The sequence below is a fragment of the Streptomyces geranii genome (genome assembly GCF_002954775.1).
GTDB lineage: Bacteria > Actinomycetota > Actinomycetes > Streptomycetales > Streptomycetaceae > Streptomyces > Streptomyces geranii.
Genome location: NZ_PJME01000014.1, coordinates 173,047 through 192,510, shown reverse-complemented (window position 1 = coordinate 192,510; position 19,464 = coordinate 173,047). Strand labels below are relative to the sequence as shown.

Here is a 19,464-nt window from a genome sequence, read left to right as displayed (position 1 = left end):
GAGGACCTGAAGTGAATATCCGCTCCCTCACTCGAGGCGACGGCGTGGTGATCGGAGCAGCGGTGTTGCTGTTCATCGCGTCGTTCCTCGACATCTACTCCGTCGACGGTGCCACGAACGTCGACATGCCTAGCGCCTGGGCCAGTGGACCGGTCCTGTTGGGCGTCGTCCTCGCGGGTCTCATCGGTGCCGCGCTCGTCGTGGTGTCGCACGGTCTGCCCCAGGTGCCGAAGGTGGCGGGCATCGACCTCGGCCAGTTCGGTGTCGCCTTCACCGTCTTCGCCGCCTGGAGCGCCCTGGGCAACGTCTTCGACCCGGCGGGCGGCATCGACAACGTCGGCGTCAACGCCGGTTCGGGCCCGGACGCCGGTACCGGTCTGATCCTCTCCCTCGTCGCGACGGTCGTCATGGCCGCCGCCGCGGTCGCCACCCCGCTGGTCCCGGCCCTCAAGGGCGCCCTCATCGGCGCCCCCAAGCCGCCCGCCCCGCAGCCCTACGGCGGCGGCCAGCCCTACCCCGGTGGCCAGCCCCAGGGCGGCTACGGCTACCCGGGTGCCGGTGCGCAGCCGCAGCCGTACGGCGGCCAGCCGCAGGCCGGTCAGCCCTTCGGCGCCGGTGCCGGTGCCGGTGCGGGTGCCGGTCAGCAGCAGGCGCAGGCCCCGGCCCCCGACTTCTCCCCCTTCTGGTTCGCCGTCCCGGTGCCGCGTCCGCTCTTCGCGGAGGACGGTTCGTCCGCGCCGATCGCCGAACTGGCCCCCGGCACCTGGTACCTGGCCGTCGAGCAGCGCGGCCAGGGCCTCATCGCCCAGACGCAGGACGGCCGCCGGGGTGTCCTCCAGGACACGTCCGGCATCCAGCGCGGCTAGCCCCGTCGCGTACCGCCGCGTACCGCCTCGGCCCCTCACCCTTCCCGGTGAGGGGCCGTTGTCGTACAGTCGCCGCCAGCTCTCTTGTATCTGACGGATCGTCAGGAGGCAGGCATGCGGCTCGGTCTCGCGCTCGGCTACTGGGGGCGCGGCCCCTCCCCGGACCACGTCCCGCTCGCCCAGGAGGCCGAACGGCTCGGCTACGACTCCGTGTGGACGGCCGAGTCCTGGGGCTCGGACGCGTTCACCCCGCTGACCTGGATCGCGGCTCAGACGTCAAGGATCAAGCTGGGTACGGCCGTTGCCCAGATGGCGGCCCGGTCGCCGACGACCACCGCGATGCACGCCCTCACCCTCGACCACCTCTCCGGCGGCCGTGTTCTTCTCGGGCTGGGGCTGTCCGGCCCGCAGGTCGTGGAAGGGTGGTACGGGCGCCCGTTCCCGAAGTCGCCGCTCACCGCGACCCGGGAGTACGTGGACGTCGTACGCCAAGTCCTCAGGCGCGAGGCCCCGGTTCAGGTGTCGGGGCGCTTCCACTCCCTGCCCTACGACGGGCCGGACGGGACGGGCATCGGCAAGCCCCTCAAGTCCATCACCCATCCCCTGCGCGCCCAACTCCCCGTGCTGCTCGGGGCGGAGGGGCCGAGGAACATCGCCCAGACGGCCCGTATCGCGGACGGCTGGCTGCCCCTGTACTGGTCCCCGCTGCGGGCCGGGCTGTACGAGGAGCCGCTCAGCGGCGCTCCCGACGGGTTCCTCGTCGCGCCCATGGCGCAGGCCCGGGTCTGCGCCGACGTCGCCGAAGGGCTGCTGCCCGTCAAGACGATGCTCGGGTTCTACATCGGCGGGATGGGACACGCGGCCCGTAACTTCCACGCCGATCTGATGGCGCGGATGGGGTACGAGGAGGAGGCCCGGCGGATCCAGGAACTGTTCCTCGCCGGGCGCCGCGAGGAGGCCGTGCTGGCCGTGCCGGACGCCTTCGCCGACGAGATCTCCCTCGTCGGGCCGCGCGAACGCATCGCCGAGCGGCTGGAGTTGTGGCGCAAGGGCCCGGTGACCGACCTGCTCGTGCTCTCCCCCGATCCGCACACCCTGCGGGTCCTCGCCGAGCTGAACTCGTAGAGCCGTCTCGACTCGTCTCAACTCGTGCCCGGTCAGCGGAAGATGGCGATCGGGTCCAGGGTCAGTTCGCCCGTCTCCCGGTCCCAGGTGCGCACCTTGCCCAGGCAGCGCGCCTGGAACGCCCCCGTGTAGTAGTCCGCGTCGCGGAACTCGCCGAGCCCCTCGGACTCGGCGCAGGTGACCTTCACCTGGGCGGCGGGCGCCCCCTCGTACCGTGCCCGCAGGACGACGTCCCCGCTCTCCGTGCGGCGGGCGGAGAACAGGCCGGTGACCGAGACGAACTCGGTCATCACCGCGCTCAGCGGTACCGTCCCGATGCCGGTACCCGCGCCCGTTCCGCCGTCGGCGCGGTCGCGCAGCGCCTCCGTGAGGGTCCCGTTGGGGAGCAGACGGCCGGTGGTGAGGTCGGCGTCGACGACGACGTCCTCTTTCCGCATCGTGTCCATGAGCACCCGGATCACCATGATGGGCGTGCTCTCGCGGATGAACCTGATGACGCGCTCCTTGGCCACGTCCCGGTGGGCGTTGATGCCCAGCAGGCCGAGGGTCTTGGCCCACAGCCCGAAGCCGCCGTTGACGTTGATCTTGTCGGCGACCTCCTGCTCCAGGGCCTCCGAGAAGCCGCCGGCCTGGTAGATGTCCATCACGCGCTGCTTGTGCAGGTAGAAGCACATGCCCAGGTCGGTACGCCCGACGCCCCGGCGCCGGCGGCGCGGCCACCCACGGTCGACCAGCGCGTACCGGAGCAGGACGCCGATACTGACCGCCGTCACCGCCCAGACGGCCAGCCACGGCCACCACTGGCTCCACCACTGACTCTCAGTGACACCCACGGATCTCCTTGAACGCGTCGGAGAGCGAGGAGAGTCCGGCGTCGACCATCCGGCCGCCGGTCGCGTCGGCGGCCTTCCTCAGGGCGGCGGCGTCGGCCTCTCCGAACTGGACGGGGAAGGTGGGCACCTCGCTCACCTCGGCCGCGTCGGCGGCCAGTTGACGGTGGCGGCGCAGGAACTCCTCGTAGCCGATACCGGAGTTGCTCTCGCCGTCCGTCATCAGCACGATCGACACCGGCCGGGCGGGCTCCTCGCGCACCGCCTCGACGGCGATCCGGTAACCCCGGTCGAGGGCCGACCAGACGGCGGTGTCCTCGGCGAAGTCCCCTTCCGCCACCACCTTGTCGAGTGTGCGGAGATCGCCGTCGCCCCGGACGGTGACGGTCCGTTCCTCCAGTACGCGGCCCGCGAACCGGACGACCGTCAGGCGCTCGCCCCGGTAGAAGCGGGCGAACTTGCCGGTGGCGGTGGTGTCGGCGCCGCTGAGGCCCGCGAAGGCGGCGCGGAGTCCGGCCATGCGTTCGCCGCGCATCGAGGGCGAGAAGTCGAGCACGAACACGACCTGGTCGGCGGTCGTACTCGCCGGATCGCCGTAGTCGGCGACCAGTTGATCCACGACGGCCGTCCTGTCGGGGTAGGACAGGGCGTTGCCGACGTCGGCGCGCAGGCTCGCCGAGGGCTCGACGTCCTGGTTCACCGGGCGCCGGTGGGTGCGCTGCATCAACTTCCGCTGTACGTCGGCGCTCTTCAGCCAGTCGACCACCTTGACGTACGCGGAGTGCCGGTCCGGGTCGAGGAGCAGCAGCGGGAAGTCGGACAGCACCATGCCGTCCTCGGGGTACACGATCTCCAGGGGCGCGGTGAGCTTTCCGGTGGCGTTCAGGGTGAGCAGTTCGGACTCGTGGGCGATGAGGGCGTTGGCGTCGTCCTGGTGGGCGGTGTAGGCGTCGAGCAGGGCGCGGGAGCCGGCGGCGGTGAGGGTCTGGCCCGAGCGGAAGCCCCGCAACCGGTCGCAGGAGACGTCCTGTTGGCGCAGGGCGCCGCCCGTCCCGGCCGCCGCCGTGGCGACGCCGACGAGGGCCGCGCGGCCGGTGTCGCTGCTCCGCGGATCGGCCATCCCGAACCGTACGGTGCCGTCGGCGGCGGCGTCCGCGATGTCCGCCCAGGAGAGCCGGCCGCCGGGGACGGCCGCCCGCAACTGCCGGGCGACCTCGGGGGTGAGGCCGACGACCACGGGTGAGCGCATGATGGCGGTCGACTCGGGCCGGGCCGTCCGGCCGCCGGACTCCTGGAGGCGCAGCAGGAAGGAGCGGTCGGAGGCGGGCCAGGCCAGGTCGTAGGCGGAGTCCGAGGAGGCCGCGGTGAGGTCGGGGGTCGCCTTGTACCGCATGTCCAGCTCGACGCCCGTGTCCTCCTTCAGGTCGGCCAGCAGGGGTGCCAGGTCGGCGAGTTCGGGGCTGGCGAGGACGGTCAGGGTGACGTCGTCCCGGCCCCGGGTGCAGCCGGAGCCGAGCGTGGCGAGGAGGGCCAGGGCGAGACAGGCGGTCGCGGCCCGGGAGACGCGCCTCACGGGGTGGCCTGTTCGGCGGCCGGGCAGTCGCCGACGTAGTCGATGATCCGCTCCAGGACGTTCAGGTCGGGGATGTCGACCTTGGTCTGGTCGCTGTTGCGGGCCGGGACCTGTATCCCGTGTCCGCGAAGGTAGGCGTTCAGCTGGTCGCTGCTGCCGTCCTCGCCGGAGAACCGGACGCGGAAGCCCAACTCGGTGGCCCGCTGGCGCAGTTCGGCGTCGGTGCGGATGATCTCGACGAGCCGGTCGCCGTCGTCGGTGAGGCCGATGAGCTGGGGCTCGGTGAGGGCGTAGGGCGTGGGGTAGAGCAGGACGCGCTGGGTGTCCTGCTTCTTGTGCCGCTCCCGGTAGGCGAGTTGGTGGGCGAGGTACTGGTGCTCGTAGATCACCGCGATGGGCGCGATGCTCTCGCCCTCGCCGGAGAAGTAGCTGTCGGCCTGCTCGTCGGACCACATGCCCTGGAGGTTGATCAGGGGCTTGACGGCCTTGGCGAGGTCGACCACCTGGTCCTCGGCAACCGGCACACGCTGCCCGTTCCGCACGAAGGAGAGGATGCTGAGGTAGGTGCCGGCCGAGTTGGACTCGCACACGCTGGAGGTGCGGACGAGGACCCGGCCGCCGTTGCTCTCGCCCTTGTTGACGTCGTCGAAGCCGATGCCGTTCCAGGTGTCCGCGGGTTCGACCTTCCCGTCGCCGTCCTGGTCGACCGGTTTCCCCGCCCTGTCGACGCTGATGCCGTCCAGCAGCTTGGTGAACTCGTCCATCCTGAGGTTGTAGTAGAGCGTGTTCCCGCCGGACTTCTGGGGCTCGGCCACGCCCAGCTCCCGCAGGGTCTCGGCGTAGTCCCGGAAGGTCGCGAGCACGAGCGGGGTGACGAAGGGGCGGACCGAGTCGAGGGTCCGGCCCTGCTTGTCGAGGATGGTCTTGGCGGCGGGCTGGCCGGACGGGAAGACCACGTCCATACCCGCCAGCGACTGCTGGGCGATGCCCCGTGACCCGAGCCGCTGGACCTCGACCCGGATGCCGTGCCTGAGCAACAGCCGCCGTACTTCCGGGTCTTGGAAGTAGTCGGACTTCGAGGCCATCTTGGCCTGGATGGTCGTGATGCGTTCGAAGGGGCGCAGCGCGTTGCCGGAGACCAGCAGGGAGATCAGCCCGGCGAGGGCGAGTGGCATCGCCACGACGACATGGCGCGGGAGACGGCGTCTGGATCTGCGGCGCCGGGTCGTGAGTCTCGGTTCCTCGACGACGGGCGGTCTGTTCTCGTCGGACACCGCTGTCCCTGCCTCTCCCCCGGGTGAAGGATCATCAGGTACGGCATCGAACTCAGCCCCCTGGAAGCGTCAACTCCGGCCGAACGGGAGGTAAATGGCGGCCGTCCCCACCGCCTCATTCCCTCGCCGCGCTGATTTCATCCCCGATTCGGGGGCACCCGGAGGACATGTCCCCTCGAACTCGCCGCAGTGCCACCCGGGCCGGCTCGATCTTCGCGATCGTCGCCGACATCATGGCCCTCATTCTCGGGCTCTGGATCCTGTTCTACCTGCTCGACGCGGACCGCGCGAACGGCTTCGTGGAGTTCGTCCACGACGCGGCCACGTGGCTGGCGGGCTGGTCGTACGACCTGTTCACCTTCGACGAGCAGTGGGCGCGGGTGGTCGCCGGGTACGGACTGGCCGCCGTCGTCTACCTGTTCGTGGGCCATGCGCTCAGCCGCGTGGGCCGTGGCTGAGCGCCGGCACCGATGCCGGTGAGCGCCGGTCAGGTACAGCAGTCGGGGTCCAGTCCCGTCGGCAGCAGCTCGCCTCCGAACACCGCGCACGTCGCCTCATGACCGCCAAGTGCCGCGACAGCGAGGAGCAGCGAACCCGCCGTCCACGTGGTGAGTTCGCGCGGCCAGATCTGCCGGGCGTCGAACACGTAACCCGTCCAGTACAGCCCGCTGTCCGCGTCCCGCAGATGCTGGATCGACTGCAGGATCTCCAGCGCGCGGTCGGACTCGCCCACCGCCCAGAGGGCCAGGGCGAGTTCGGCCGACTCACCGCCCGTCACCCACGGGTTGGGCACCACGCACCGCACCCCGAGCCCGGGCACGACGAAGCGCTCCCAGCCCTGCTCGATACGGGACTTGGCCTCCGTACCCGTCAACGCGCCGCCCAGGACCGGGTAGTACCAGTCCATCGAGTAGCGGTCCTTGTCGAGGAACCGCTCCGGGTGCCTGCGGATCGCGTGCCGCAGCGCGCCGACCGCCAACTCCCAGTCGGGCTGCGGCTCTTCACGTTCGTCGGCGATGGCGAGCGCACAGCGCAGCGCGTGATGGATCGACGAACTCCCGGTCAGCAGCGCGTCCTTGAGGTCCGTACCGTCGTCCTCGCGCTTCCACCCGATCTCGCCGCCGGGCTGCTGCAGCTGGAGCACGAACTCGACGGCGGCGAAGACGGTCGGCCACAGCCGGTCCAGGAAGGTGTCGTCGCCGGTGGCGAGGTAGTGGTGCCAGACGCCGACCGCTATGTAGGCGACGAAGTTGGTCTCCCGGCCCCGGTCGGTGACGGCGTCCGCGTCCCCGTCGGCGTACGCGGCGTACCAGGAGCCGTCCTCCACCTGATGGGCGGCCAGCCACAGGTACGCCCGCTCGGCGGCCTCGTGCTCGCCGGCCGCGTCCAGGGCCATCGCGGCCTCGATGTGGTCCCACGGGTCGAGATGGTGCCCCCGGAACCACGGAAGGGCCCCGTCCGCCCGCTGCTCCGCGAGGATCCCGCGGACGGTGACGGCGGCCTGCTCGGCGGTGAGGACCCCGGGCAGGACGAGGTGTTCTGTCCGGGGCGTCGTCACTTCGCCGCCACCTTGGCCTTCGTCTTGCTGTCCGTCTTGCTGTCCGTCTTGGTATCCGCCTCGGTATCCGCGTCGGCCTCCACCGGGGGCAGGTGCGGCTTGGTCGCGTACGCCACAAAACTCTTGCCGATCACCGGGTTGAGCGCCTGTTCGGCGACCCGGGTGACCAGCGGTTTCTTCATGATGTCCCAGACCAGCAGCTGGTGGTACGCCCGGACCGGCAGCGCCTTGTCGTTGTCGACGCCGAACGCGCACTTCAGCCACCAGTAGGGCGAGTGCAGCGCGTGCGCGTGGTGCGTGCCGTACGGCTTCAGCCCGGCTTCCTCGATCTTCGCGAGGAGTTCGTCCGCCTTGTAGATGCGGATGTGGCCGCCCTCGACCTCGTGGTAGGCGTCGGAGAGGGACCAGCAGACCTTCTCGGGCCCGTAGCGCGGCACGGTGATCGCGATCCGGCCGCCGGGCTTGAGCACCCGGACCATCTCCGCGAGTACGCCCTTGTCGTCCGGGATGTGCTCCATGACCTCGGAGATGATCACGACGTCGAAGGACTCGTCCGGGAACGGCAGCGCCAGGGCGTCGCCCTCCATGGCTGTCGCGGTTGCCCCCGCCGGTGCCTCGCCCGCCTCCTCCATCGCCGCGAACCACTTGGCGACCTCGCGGATCTCGTCCCGGTTCTGGTCCAGCGCCACGACCTGGGCGCCGCGCCGGTAGCACTCGAACGCGTGCCGGCCGGCTCCGCAGCCGAGGTCCAGTACGCGGTCGCCCGGGGCGAGCGGGAACCGGGTGAAATCGACGGTCAGCACGGGGTCCTGCTTTCGCGGTCGGGGGTCACGGTGGGGGTGGGGTCGGGGGTGACCTCGGAGGCGGGGTCGGGGGTCGCGTCAGGGGTCGTGTCAGGGGCGGGGGTGGCCGCGGAGCGGCGGGGTGGCTTGGGCGCGGAGCGGCCCGTAGGGGGTGTGGGGGGCGCGGAGCGGGCCGAAGGTGGGGTGTGGGGCGCGGAGCGGGCCATTGCCTCGCGGTAGTGGGCCGCCGTGCCCTCTGCCGCTCGGGCCCAGGTGAAGCGGGTCAGTACGCGCTCACGGCCCGCGCGGCCGAGGCGGGCGCGGAGTTCCGGGTCGGCGAGGAGGGTGGCCAGGGCGGTGGCCAGGGCTCCGGGGTCGCCGGGGGGTACGGAGAGGCAGGTCTCGCCGTCGGGGCCCGACACCTCCGGGATCGCGCCGCCCGTCGTGGCGACCAGGGGCGTACCGGTGGCCATCGCCTCCGCCGCCGGGAGCGAGAAGCCCTCGTACAGGGACGGTACGCAGGCGATCTCCGCCGAGCGCACCAGGTCGACGAGTTCCCCGTCCGAGATGCCCTTGACGAACTCGACGGCGCCTTCGAGGCCGTACCGCTCGATGGCCTGGGCGACGGGCCCGTCCTCGGCACGCTTGCCGACGACCACCAGGTGGGCGGCGGGATGTTCCGTACGTACCTTGGCGAGCGCCTCGACGAGGAAGACCAGGCCCTTGAGGGGGACGTCCGCGCTTGACGTGGTCACGATGCGGCCCGGCACCTGGCGTACCGCCGGGTCGGGCGAGAAGAGGTCGGTGTCGGCGCCGATGTGCACGACGTGGATGCGCTCGTCCCGTACGCCGAGATGGTCGACGATCTCCTGGCGCGACGTACCGGAGACGGTGAGCACGGAGGGCAGCCGGCGCGCGACGCGCTTCTGCATCCGGGTGAAGCCGTACCAGCGGCGTACGGACATCCGGCGTCGTATGCCGTCGGCCGCGTCCAGCTCCAACTGGCGGTCCACGGTGATGGGGTGGTGGATCGTCGTGACGAGCGGGGCACCGAGGTCGCCCAACAGGCCGTACCCGAGCGTCTGGTTGTCGTGCACGACGTCGAACTCACCGCGCCGGGCCAGGAGTTGGCGGCGTGCGCGGAGGGAGAAGGTGAGGGGCTCCGGGAAGCCGCCGGTCCACATGGTGGCGACTTCGAGGGCGTCGATCCAGTCGCGGTACTCGTCCCGTGCCGGGGTGCGGAAGGGGTCGGGCTGGCGGTACAGGTCGAGGCTGGGGAGTTCGGTGAGGACGGGGTCGGGGCCCGGGTCCGTACCTGCCTCGGCCCCGGCTCGGCCGTCGAGTACGTCCAGTACGGGGTACGGCTGCGAGCCGATGACCTCGACGCGGTGGCCGAGGCGGGCCAGTTCGCGGGACAGGTGGCGTACGTAGACGCCCTGGCCGCCGCAGAACGGGTTCCCCTTATAGGTCAGAAGCGCGATGTTGAGCGGTCGCTCGCCGTCCGCGGCAAGATCCCCGAGATCCCCAAGAGGACCCGCCTCGCTGGCCTCAGCGGTCACTCCCGGCCCCCTTCTGCCCGCGTTTTCCCGCGAGACTACGTCGGGACGCTAATCTAGAACAAGTTTCAGACTTGATCGTTCAGGAGGCTCCGAATCTACCGGCAGGCACCTCGGCTGTGAGCGGTGGATCAGGTGATTCGCGCCACGGCGGACGCACGACGCGGACGTGCCATGCTGACGGATCGCTGACCGAATGCTGACCGGTCGCAAACTGTTGCCGGCTGTTGCCGACACATGACTGCCCGATCGCCCGCGCGATCACCGACTGTCACGGAACGGGACGACCCATGGCTGCCGACGCGAAGGTGGAAGCACGTACGGCGCGACCGGGTTCGCCGCCGCCCTCCGCTCCGCTCACCGAGCGGCAGGAGGCCCGCAGGCGCCGGATCCTGCACGCGAGCGCGCAGTTGGCGGCGCGGGGCGGTTTCGACGCGGTGCAGATGCGGGAGGTCGCGGAGTCCTCGCAGGTCGCGCTCGGCACGCTGTACCGGTACTTCCCGTCGAAGGTGCATCTGCTGGTCGCGACGATGCAGGACCAGCTGGAGCACATGCACGGCACGCTGCGGAAGAAGCCGCCCACGGGCGAGACGGCGGCGGAGCGGGTGGCGGAGACGCTGATGCGGGCGTTCCGGGCGCTGCAGCGGGAGCCGCATCTCGCGGACGCGATGGTGCGGGCGCTGACGTTCGCGGACCGCAGTGTCTCCCCGGAGGTCGACCAGGTCTCGCGTCAGACGACGGCGATCATCCTGGACTCGATGGGGCTGGGTGAGCCGGGGGCGGGGCATCCGACGCCCGAGCAGTTGTCGGCTGTGCGGGTCATCGAGCACACGTGGCACTCGGCGCTGATCACGTGGCTGTCGGGGCGGGCGTCGATCGCCCAGGTGAAGATCGACATCGAGACGGTGTGCCGGTTGATCGACCTGACGGATCCGTCGGGGACGGCGGAACGGTAGGGCGTTTTTTCGCCCCCGCCGCCACCCGCAGGGACCCTCAGTCCTCCGGCGGAAACACCCCCTCTCCGCCCCCCACCAGCGTGATCATGATCGCCTCCACCGGACAGTTCTCCGCCGCCGCAAGCACCCTCTCGTTCGCGTCCAGGTCCGGCTCCACCGGATGTGACTGCATCCCGGCGTCCAGCCGGAACCCGCCCGGCGCCCGGTGGACGCACTGGGCCGAGCCGATGCACAGCGAGCGGTCCACCTCCACGTGCCAGCGGTCGCCCATGGCCTCTAGCCCTCCCAGCCGGCCGGGAGGTGGATCATCTTGTGCTCCAGGTACTCGCCGAACCCCTCCGGGCCGAACTCCCGCCCCAGCCCCGAGTTCTTGTAGCCGCCGAACGGGCCGAGCATGTCCAGGCTGAAGGTGTTCACCGAGTACGTTCCGGTACGGACCTGCCTCGCGATCTCGATGCCGTGCGCCACGTCGGCCGTCCACACGCTGCCGCTCAGGCCGTAGTCGGAGTCGTTCGCGATCTTCACGGCCTCGGTCTCGTCGCCGTACGGGAGGAGGCAGATCACCGGGCCGAAGATCTCCTCGCGGGCGATGCGCATCGAGTTGTCGACGTCCCCGAAGAGGGTCGGTTCCACGTACCAGCCCCGGTCGAGGCCGGCGGGGCGGCCACCGCCGGTGAGGATCTTGGCGCCCTCCTCCTGGCCGATGCGGATGTAGTCGAGGTTGCGCTGCTGCTGGCGCTTCGCGACGAGCGGGCCGACCTGGGTCGCCGGGTCGAGCGGGTCGCCCACCACCAGGGCGCTCGCCGCCTGGGTGAAGGCGTCCGCGAACTCGTCGTAGCGGGAACGCGGGAGGAGGATGCGGGTCTGGGCGACGCACGCCTGGCCGTTGTTCATCCAGGCGGCGGAGACGATGCCGGGGACGGTGGTGTCGAGGTCCGCGTCCGGGAGGACGATCGCCGCCGACTTGCCGCCCAACTCCAGTGTCACCCGGGTGAGTCGGCGGGCCGCCACCTCCATGACGCGCTTGCCTGCCGCTACCGAGCCGGTGAACGCCACCTTGTCGATGCCGGGGTGTCCGACCAGGTACTCGCTCACCTCGCGGTCGGCCGGGAGGATGGACAGGACGCCCTCCGGAAGACCCGCCTCCTTCGTTATCTCCGCCAGGATGTACGCGTCGAGCGGCGACTCGGGCGACGGCTTCAGCACCACCGTGCAGCCGGTGAGCAGCGCCGGCGCGAGCTTGGCGGCGGCCACGAACTGGGGGACGTTCCAGGGGACCACGGCCGCGACGACACCCACCGGCTCGCGCCGGACGAGGATCCTGCCGAGCGCTCCGTCGCGCGACTCCTCGTACGGGAAGTCGCGGGCGACCGTGATCGCCGCGTCCCACACCATCACCGCGCCGAGGGCCTGGGCGAGGATGCTCCAGGAGTACGGGGAGCCGTTCTCGGAGGAGATGACGCGGCCGATCTCCTCGTAGCGGGCGGCGATCCCGTCCTTGATGCGGGTGACGACGGCGATCCGCTCGTCGAGGGTCGTGCGCGGCCAGGGTCCCTCGTCGAAGGCGGTGCGCGCGGCGGCGACGGCCCGGTCGACGTCGGCCGTGGAGGCGTGCGGCACCCGGCCGATGACCTCTTCGGTGTGCGGGGAGATGACCTCGATGACGTCCTTGCCTAGGGGGTCGGTCAACTCCCCGCCGATGAACAGCTGTCCGTGTTCCACGAGCTCGGTCATGGCCGACTGCCTCTCCGGATACCGTCTCTGACGGTTCGTCAGATAGATAGGTACCGAGACAGTTACCAGTTCCCCCCGGAGGAGTCCACAGCCCTCACAGCACCAAGCGCGACTACGGGGCATACGGGGTGAGTGACTTGGGCTCCCATTGAAACTGGTTCTAGTTATAGTTGCGGCAACCGGCCACGGGGGAGCACATGACACAGGTGTCGACGCAGGTGACCGATCACGGCGGGGGCGTACGGTCCATCCGGGTCCCGATCCCGAACAACCCCCTCGGCTACACGCTCGTGTACGTCGTGGACACCGACACCGGACCGGTGCTCGTCGACACGGGCTGGGACGACCCGCTGTCCTGGGACACCCTCGCCGCGGGCCTGACCGCCTGCGGCACCTCGGCCGCCGAGGTCAAGGGCGTGGTGATCACCCACCACCACCCGGACCACCACGGCCTGTCGGGCCGGGTCCGCGAGGCGTCCGGGGCCTGGATCGCGATGCACGAGGCCGACATCTCCCTGGTCAGGCGGACCCGGGACAACCGCGCCGAGCGCTGGTTCACGTACATGACGGCGAAACTGGCGGCGGCCGGCGCCCCCGCCGACCACGTGGAGACCCTCCGCACGACCCAGCTCGGCACCCTCCCGAGCTTCTCCCCCGCCCTCCCCGACCGCGAGATCGTCCCCGGCGAACTCCTCGACCTCCCCGGCCGCCGCCTGCGCGCGATCTGGACCCCGGGCCACACCCCCGGCCATGTCTGCCTCCACCTGGAGGAGACCCACCCCGCCCAACTCCCGGGCAACGGCCGCCTGTTCTCCGGCGACCACCTGCTCCCCGGCATCACCCCGCACATCGGCCTGTACGAGGACCCGGAGGACACGACGATCGCCGACCCCCTCGGCGACTACCTGGCCTCCCTGGAACGCATCGGCCGCCTGACCCCGTCAGAGGTCCTCCCGGCCCACCGCCACCCCTTCCCCGACGCGACAACCCGCGTACAGGAACTCCTCACCCACCACGACGACCGCCTGGCCGACCTACGCGCCCTCCTCACCACCCCCCTCACCCCCTGGCAACTGGCGGAACGCATGGAGTGGAACCGCCCCTGGCCCGAAATCCCCCCGGGCTCAAGAAACATCGCGGTCTCGGAGGCCGAGGCCCACGTCCGCCGCCTGGTCAAACTGGGTCAGGCGGAGGCGGTCACGGGGAGCGATCCGGTTACTTACGTGGCGGTTTGACCCGCGCGGCTCCGGCCGACCCAACGGGCCGCGGGCAGAGGGAAGCGGGCCCGGGGCAGGGGGCAGGGGGCTTCACGGCAGCAGTGTTCGGATCAAGTCCTCTGCCGTGCCCAGCAGTTCGACTTCCGTCCGGCTCATCGTCGGGTTCGCCGCGCGGCGCCTGCGCGCCTCCGGCAGGCCCTCCGCCGTACGGCCCGCCTCCGGCACAGCGGACGGAGCCGTCAGCAGCGCGGTGAGCATCTCGCGGGCGGGTGCGGCCAACGGGTCGACGGACACCGCGACTTGGGCCAGGATCACGGCGGACATGGCCCGGTCCAGACCCGGCGGCCCCTCCTCGGCGTTGGCCCAGTCGATGACGCGGGGGCCGTCGGGAGTAAGGATCACGTTCTCCGGGTGCAGGTCGAGGTGGAGGACGCACGTCCCCGGGCCGGCACCCGGCAGACGCGGCGGGACGGCGTGCAGGCTGTGCAGCAGGACGGCCAGCATCTCGCCGCCCTCGCTCGCGGCCAGCAGACCCGCGCCCAGCGCCTCCAGCATCGTCGGGCCGGACAGCCGCTCCAGGACCAGATCGGTACCGGTCCCCGCCCGCACCTCGGGCACCGGGTAGCCGTGGCCCCGTACGTGCTCCATGACGGCCGCCTCCGCCGCCGGGTCCCCGTATCCGTCCCGGTAGCGGCGGAGCACCCACGCCGTCCCGGCCAGCTCGTACACATCCGCCGTACGCCCGGAGCCGAGCAGTCTCCCCGTACTCGTACTCATACCCGGCCCCATCCCCGTTTCTGTCCCCATGCGGTGAACCTATCCGCCGTCACAGGGTCCTCTCAGCGCTTTGCTACGGGCCGGTACAGTGAGCGGGTCGTCATCACACCCGTACGGGGAGAAGCCGGTGCGAATCCGGCGCTGACCCGCAACCGTGAGCGGTCCTGGTCGTGTCGGGCGGGAACCGTGAGCCGGATCGCCCCGTGTGGATCGTGACCGGCTCGTGTCACCGGTGGTCCGCCGGTGTACGGCACCGTCGAGGTATACGGAGCCGAGCCGCCCGGGGTGGGTCTCCCCGTGCTGTCCGGCTCCCCGTGCAGGGAGAGGCATCCGCCGATCATGAATGTCCGCCGCAGCGCCGCGGTTCCGGCCGTCATCGCCGTCGTCGTCGCCCTCGCCGGGAGCGGGAGCGGGAGCGGTCCGGCCTTTGCCGCCTCTCCTTCTCCTTCCTCTTCTCCCTCTGTCTCCCTTCCCTCCGGGTTGTACGGTTCCGGCGATCCCACCTACGACGGTGTCTGGCGGCAGTCCCTCGCCCTGCTCGCCCAGGACGCGGTGGGGGTGAAGCCCGCCGCATCGGGGGTGGCGTGGCTGGCCGGGCAGCAGTGTGCCGACGGCGGGTTCGCCGCCTTCCGGAGCGATGCCGGTGCGGCCTGCGGTGCCAAGACCCTCGTCGACACCAACAGCACCGGCGCCGCCGTCCAGGCCCTCGCCGCGCTCGGCGGGCAGGACGCCGTCGTCGGCAAGGCCGTCGGCTGGCTGAAGTCGGTGCAGAACGCGGACGGCGGCTGGGGGTACGCGGCCGGTGGCGCCAGCGATGCCAACTCCACCTCCGTGGTCATCGGGGCCCTCGCCGCCGCCGGTGAGAAGCCCGGCGAGGTCAGAAAGGGTGGCAAGTCCCCGTACGACCTGCTCGTGAAGTTCGCTCTGCCGTGCGGTGGGAGCGGTGGCGGTGCCTTCGCCTATCAGCCCGACAAGAAGGGCACGCTCGTCGCCAACGCCGATGCCACCGCCGCGGCCGTGGTCGGCCTGCTGGGGAAAGGGTTCGGTGGGGCCTCGGCGGCCGGGAGTGCGACGGACGGCTCCCTGAGCTGCGCCAAGTCCACCGCGCCCGCACAGGTCGCCCGTAACGGCGCCGCCTATCTCGTACAGGCCCTCGCCAAGGACAAGCACCTCACCTCCGCGCTGGCCGGGGCCGAGGACCAGCCCGACCACGGCAACACCGCCGATGCCGTCGTCGCCCTCGCGGCCGTCGGCGAGGGTGAGCGGGCCGCCGACTCGCTGGGCTGGCTGGAGGCCAACTCCGCGCAGTGGGCGAAGGAGTCCGGGCCCGCCGCGTACGCGCAGCTGATCCTCGCCGCCGACGCCGGGTCCGCCGATCCGCGTGACTTCGGCGGGCAGGATCTCGTGAGCCTCCTCAACTCGACCGGACCCGCGCCCGCTTCCGTGCCCGCTTCTCCAGCCTCCTCCTCGTCCCCGTCCGCCTCCGCCTCCGCCTCCGCCTCCGCCGAGGACGACGACAGTAGGTTCGGGGTGTGGTGGACCGTCGGTGTGTTCCTCGTCGCCGGTATCGGTATCGGGTTTCTGCTCAGTGGGCGGCGGAAGCGGCAGCAGTCGTGATTCGGCGCCGGGTTCTGGTTCCGCCCCTTCTTCTTGTTCTTCTTGCCTCGCTCCTTCTCTGGGTCGGCGCCGGGTCCGCCCAGGCCACCGGCTATCGCTACTGGTCCTTCTGGGAGCGCGGCGGCGGCAGTTGGACCTACGCCACGCTCGGGCCGTCCGCCGCGCGGCCCTCCGACGGTGACGTGCAGGGGTTCCGGTTCGCCGTCAGCGAGGACTCCGCGGACGCCGTACAGCCGCGCGGCGGTGCGGTGTTCGGGGTCATCTGTGCCCGGACTCCCGCGCGGGAGGGGCAGAAGCGGGTCGCGCTCGTCATCGACTTCGGCACGTCCGCCGACGCGCCTGCCGGTGAGCGTCCGCCCGCGACGCGTACGGTTTGCGCCCGCGTCTCCGCCGACGCGACCAGCGCCGACGCCCTCGCCTCCGTCGCCAAGCCCCTGCGCTACAACTCCGGTGCGCTGCTGTGCGCCATCGCCGGGTATCCGCGTACGGGGTGCGGTGAGGCGGTGTCGGCGGGCGAGTCCGCCGGGGCCACGGATTCGGACGGCGGCCCGTCCGTCGGCCTGTTCGCGGGCATCGGCGCTGTCTTGCTGCTCGGCTCGGCGGCCGTCTGGCAGACGCGGCGTCGTCGGCATGTCTGAGCGGGCCGATGGGTGGGCGGTTCTTCGGCCGCGCGCCGGTGGGGGCCGGCCGCGCCCCTTTCGGTTTCGGGGCGCGAGCGCCCCTTCAACCATCCACCCGGGCGCCTGGTGGGTCTGGTCGCTCGGGCTCGGTGCCGCTGCCACTCGCACCACCAATCCCCTCCTCCTCGGCCTCCTCATCGCCGTCGCCGGTTACGTCGTCGCCGCGCGCCGCACCGACGCCCCCTGGGCCCGTTCCTACGCCGCCTTCGTCAAGCTCGGGCTCGCCGTGCTCGTCATCCGGCTCGTGTTCGCCGTCGTCCTCGGCTCGCCGATCCCCGGCTCGCACGTTCTCCTCACGCTCCCCGAACTCCCCTTGCCCGACTGGGCGCAGGGGGTACGCGTCGGTGGTCGGGTGACCGCCGAGGGGCTGGTCTTCGCGCTGTACGACGGGCTGCGGCTCGCCGCGCTCCTCATCTGCGTCGGCGCCGCGAACGCCCTCGCGAACCCGGCCCGGCTCCTCAAGTCGCTCCCCGGCGCGCTGTACGAGATCGGGGTCGCGGTCGTCGTCGCCCTCACCTTCGCGCCGAACCTCATCGCGGACGTCCAGCGACTGCGCGCCGCCCGTCGGCTGCGCGGCCGTCCGGACCGTGGTGTACGGGGGCTGCTGCAGGTCGGACTCCCGGTACTGGAGGGCGCGTTGGAGCGGTCGGTCGCACTGGCGGCAGCCATGGAGGCGCGCGGATACGGCCGCACCGCCGAAGTACCGGCCGCCGTACGCCGTACGACCGCCACCCTCACCCTGGGCGGCCTGCTCGGCGTCTGCGCGGGCACGTACGGACTGCTCACGGCGGCGGGCGGGACGTACGGACTGCCGGTGCTGCTGGCCGGGTTGGCGGCGGCGCTGGGCGGGCTGTGGCTCGGCGGCCGGCGTTCGCCGCGCACCCGGTACCGGCCGGACGTGTGGGGCGTACGGGCGTGGCTGGTCGCGGGGTCGGGGGTGGCCGTGGCGGCGCTGATGGTCCTCGCCTCCGTCCGCTCCGGCGGCTCGGCGGCGCTGCGTCCCGGCGTCGTACCGCTCGTCTCCCCGACCCTGCCGCTGTGGCCGGCCGCGGCCGTGCTGCTGGGCCTGCTCCCGGCCTTCGTCGCCCCAAGTCCTACACCCCCAGAGCCAGTCAGGCCGATCGCCGTGAAGGAGCCGTCGTGATCCGCTTCGAGGACGTCTCCGTCAGCTACGACGAGGCACCCCAACCCGCCGTCCAGCACGTCGACTTCGAGGTGCCGGAGGGCGAACTCGTGCTGCTCGTCGGCCCGTCGGGCGTCGGCAAGTCGACGGTTCTGGGAGCCGTCAGCGGGCTCGTCCCGCACTTCACCGGGGGCACCCTGCGCGGCCGGGTGACCGTCGCCGGCCGCGACACCCGTACCCACAAGCCGCGTGAACTCGCCGACGTGGTCGGCACGGTGGGCCAGGACCCGCTCGCCCACTTCGTGACGGACACCGTCGAGGACGAACTCGCGTACGGCATGGAGTCGTTGGGCCTCGCCCCGGACGTGATGCGGCGCCGGGTGGAGGAGACCCTGGACCTGCTGGGCCTGGCCGAGCTGCGCGACCGCCCGATCGCCACGCTCTCCGGGGGCCAGCGGCAGCGGGTGGCGATCGGCTCGGTCCTCACCCCGCACCCGAGGGTCCTGGTCCTCGACGAGCCGACGTCGGCGCTCGATCCGGCGGCTGCGGAGGAGGTGCTGGCGGTCCTGCAGCGCCTCGTCCACGACCTCGGGACGACGGTCCTGATGGCCGAGCACCGGCTGGAACGGGTCGTCCAGTACGCCGACCGCGTCGTCCTCCTTCCCGCCCCCGGCGCCGCGCCCGTCGTCGGCACCCCGGCGGAGGTGATGGCGTCCTCGCCGGTGTACCCGCCCGTGGTCGCCCTCGGCCGCCTGGCGGGCTGGTCCCCGCTCCCGCTGACCGTCCGCGACGCCCGCCGCAGCGCCGGAGAGCTGCGGGAACGGCTCGCGGACCGCCCGTATCCGGCACCTACGCCAACTCCCGCACCAGCGCCCGCAGTAGAACCCGTAAAGCCCGTAGAACCCGTAGTGGAGCCGTCGTCGATCACACCTCGCCGGTTCTTCCGCAAGGCCCCGCCGCCCCCGACTCCCCCAACCCCCCTTCCCCCGGCCGAAGTTCACGCCCTCACCGTCCGCCGCGCCCACGCCCGCGTCGAAGCGCTGCGGCGCGTCACGCTCGCCGTCTCCCCCGGCGAGACCGTCGCCCTGATGGGGCGCAACGGCGCCGGGAAGTCCACGTTGCTCGGCGCGCTGGTCGGGCTCGTCGAGCCGGTCGGCGGTTCGGTGCGGGTCGGGGGCGCTGTGCCGCACCGGACGGCGCCCCGGGACCTCGTACGCCGCGTGGGTCTCGTACCGCAGGAGCCGCGCGATCTGCTGTACGCGGACACGGTCGCCGCCGAGTGCGCGGCGGCCGACGCCGATGCGGGCGCCGGGGCGGGGAGCTGCCGGGCCCTGGTCTCCGAGCTGCTGCCGGGCATCACCGACGACACGCACCCGCGTGATCTGTCCGAGGGGCAGCGGCTGGCGCTCGCGCTGGCCGTCGTACTGACCGCCCGGCCGCCCCTGCTGCTGCTCGACGAGCCGACCCGGGGGCTCGACTACGCGGCGAAGGCCCGGCTGGTCGGCGTGCTGCGTGCGCTGGCGGCCGAGGGGCACGCGATCGTGCTGGCCACGCACGACGTGGAACTGGCCGCCGAGCTGGCCCACCGGGTGGTGATCCTGGCCGACGGCGAGGTGGTGGCCGACGGTCCGACGGCCGAGGTGGTCGTGGCGTCGCCGTCCTTCGCGCCGCAGGTGACCAAGATCCTGGCCCCGCAGCGCTGGCTCACGGTGGCCCAGGTGGCGGAGGCCCTCCGATGAGCGGGCCGACCGGGCAGTCACGCCCTGCCCGGCCCACGGCCCGCTTCACTGCCACCC

General features: G+C 71.9%; 18 protein-coding genes and 1 riboswitch. Of the genes, 9 read left to right on the top strand and 9 right to left on the bottom strand.

The window, feature by feature from the left end:
* Window positions 1-11 precede the first annotated feature (11 nt).
* Both CW359_RS20905 and CW359_RS20900 read left to right on the top strand, forming a co-directional pair.
* Window positions 12-866 (top strand): DUF5336 domain-containing protein, encoded by an 855-nt coding sequence (locus tag CW359_RS20905; RefSeq protein WP_105971549.1) that lies wholly within the window; start codon window positions 12-14, stop codon window positions 864-866.
* Window positions 867-980: 114 nt separating this feature from the next.
* Window positions 981-1,991 (top strand): LLM class F420-dependent oxidoreductase, encoded by a 1,011-nt coding sequence (locus tag CW359_RS20900; RefSeq protein WP_105971548.1) that lies wholly within the window; start codon window positions 981-983, stop codon window positions 1,989-1,991.
* Between the two features lie 32 nt (window positions 1,992-2,023).
* Here CW359_RS20900 and CW359_RS20895 read toward each other — a convergent pair whose 3' ends face one another.
* Genes CW359_RS20895 through CW359_RS20885 form a run of 3 tightly spaced genes read right to left on the bottom strand, consistent with a single transcriptional unit; the run spans window position 2,024 to window position 5,668 of the window.
* Window positions 2,024-2,824: a hypothetical protein gene (locus CW359_RS20895; RefSeq protein ID WP_105971547.1), complete on the bottom strand. Its 801-nt coding sequence runs from the start codon at window positions 2,822-2,824 to the stop codon at window positions 2,024-2,026.
* Window positions 2,811-4,394, bottom strand: a complete 1,584-nt coding sequence (locus tag CW359_RS20890) for a VWA domain-containing protein (protein ID WP_105971545.1) — start codon at window positions 4,392-4,394, stop codon at window positions 2,811-2,813. The genes CW359_RS20895 and CW359_RS20890 overlap by 14 nt, the downstream gene beginning before the upstream one ends.
* Complete coding sequence (locus tag CW359_RS20885) at window positions 4,391-5,668, bottom strand: hypothetical protein (RefSeq protein ID WP_105971543.1); 1,278 nt, start codon at window positions 5,666-5,668, stop codon at window positions 4,391-4,393. Before CW359_RS20885 ends, CW359_RS20890 begins: the two co-directional genes overlap by 4 nt.
* A 167-nt stretch (window positions 5,669-5,835) precedes the next feature.
* Between CW359_RS20885 and CW359_RS20880 the strand changes: the two genes are divergently transcribed.
* Entirely contained in the window at window positions 5,836-6,126 is a 291-nt protein-coding gene (locus CW359_RS20880) for a hypothetical protein (RefSeq protein ID WP_105971542.1), read from the top strand.
* Between the two features lie 29 nt (window positions 6,127-6,155).
* On the opposite strand, the gene CW359_RS20875 is transcribed toward CW359_RS20880, so the two are convergent.
* The 3 genes from CW359_RS20875 to CW359_RS20865 are packed head-to-tail and all read right to left on the bottom strand — an operon-like array spanning window position 6,156 to window position 9,567.
* On the bottom strand, window positions 6,156-7,226 hold the full coding sequence (locus CW359_RS20875; protein ID WP_105971540.1) for a prenyltransferase: 1,071 nt from the start codon (window positions 7,224-7,226) through the stop codon (window positions 6,156-6,158).
* Window positions 7,223-8,029, bottom strand: a complete 807-nt coding sequence (locus tag CW359_RS20870; protein WP_105971538.1) for a class I SAM-dependent methyltransferase — start codon at window positions 8,027-8,029, stop codon at window positions 7,223-7,225. The genes CW359_RS20875 and CW359_RS20870 overlap by 4 nt, the downstream gene beginning before the upstream one ends.
* Window positions 8,023-9,567, bottom strand: a complete 1,545-nt coding sequence (locus CW359_RS20865; protein ID WP_105971537.1) for a glycosyltransferase family 4 protein — start codon at window positions 9,565-9,567, stop codon at window positions 8,023-8,025. The genes CW359_RS20870 and CW359_RS20865 overlap by 7 nt, the downstream gene beginning before the upstream one ends.
* A gap of 287 nt (window positions 9,568-9,854) precedes the next feature.
* Between CW359_RS20865 and CW359_RS20860 the strand changes: the two genes are divergently transcribed.
* On the top strand, window positions 9,855-10,520 hold the full coding sequence (locus CW359_RS20860) for a TetR family transcriptional regulator (protein WP_105971536.1): 666 nt from the start codon (window positions 9,855-9,857) through the stop codon (window positions 10,518-10,520).
* A gap of 37 nt (window positions 10,521-10,557) precedes the next feature.
* Here the strand turns inward: CW359_RS20860 and CW359_RS20855 are convergent, their stop codons facing one another.
* Window positions 10,558-10,791, bottom strand: a complete 234-nt coding sequence (locus CW359_RS20855; RefSeq protein WP_105971534.1) for a ferredoxin — start codon at window positions 10,789-10,791, stop codon at window positions 10,558-10,560.
* Window positions 10,792-10,796: 5 nt separating this feature from the next.
* Complete coding sequence (locus tag CW359_RS20850; RefSeq protein ID WP_105971532.1) at window positions 10,797-12,254, bottom strand: aldehyde dehydrogenase; 1,458 nt, start codon at window positions 12,252-12,254, stop codon at window positions 10,797-10,799.
* Between the two features lie 197 nt (window positions 12,255-12,451).
* Here CW359_RS20850 and CW359_RS20845 point away from each other — a divergent pair, with 197 nt between their 5' ends.
* On the top strand, window positions 12,452-13,489 hold the full coding sequence (locus tag CW359_RS20845; protein ID WP_105971531.1) for an MBL fold metallo-hydrolase: 1,038 nt from the start codon (window positions 12,452-12,454) through the stop codon (window positions 13,487-13,489).
* 72 nt (window positions 13,490-13,561) lie between these two features.
* Here the strand turns inward: CW359_RS20845 and CW359_RS20840 are convergent, their stop codons facing one another.
* Complete coding sequence (locus tag CW359_RS20840; protein ID WP_105971530.1) at window positions 13,562-14,248, bottom strand: phosphotransferase; 687 nt, start codon at window positions 14,246-14,248, stop codon at window positions 13,562-13,564.
* Window positions 14,249-14,318: 70 nt separating this feature from the next.
* Window positions 14,319-14,467, top strand: a riboswitch (cobalamin riboswitch).
* 120 nt (window positions 14,468-14,587) lie between these two features.
* Here CW359_RS20840 and CW359_RS20835 point away from each other — a divergent pair.
* From CW359_RS20835 to CW359_RS20820, 4 genes are read left to right on the top strand one after another with little or no spacing between them, the layout of a single operon-like run.
* On the top strand, window positions 14,588-15,865 hold the full coding sequence (locus CW359_RS20835) for a prenyltransferase/squalene oxidase repeat-containing protein (RefSeq protein WP_105971595.1): 1,278 nt from the start codon (window positions 14,588-14,590) through the stop codon (window positions 15,863-15,865).
* On the top strand, window positions 15,862-16,503 hold the full coding sequence (locus tag CW359_RS20830) for an SCO2322 family protein (protein WP_232838495.1): 642 nt from the start codon (window positions 15,862-15,864) through the stop codon (window positions 16,501-16,503). Before CW359_RS20835 ends, CW359_RS20830 begins: the two co-directional genes overlap by 4 nt.
* Window positions 16,496-17,689, top strand: a complete 1,194-nt coding sequence (locus tag CW359_RS20825; protein ID WP_105971528.1) for an energy-coupling factor transporter transmembrane component T — start codon at window positions 16,496-16,498, stop codon at window positions 17,687-17,689. The genes CW359_RS20830 and CW359_RS20825 overlap by 8 nt, the downstream gene beginning before the upstream one ends.
* Window positions 17,686-19,407, top strand: a complete 1,722-nt coding sequence (locus CW359_RS20820) for an ABC transporter ATP-binding protein (protein ID WP_105971527.1) — start codon at window positions 17,686-17,688, stop codon at window positions 19,405-19,407. Before CW359_RS20825 ends, CW359_RS20820 begins: the two co-directional genes overlap by 4 nt.
* The last annotated feature ends 57 nt before the right edge of the window (window positions 19,408-19,464 follow it).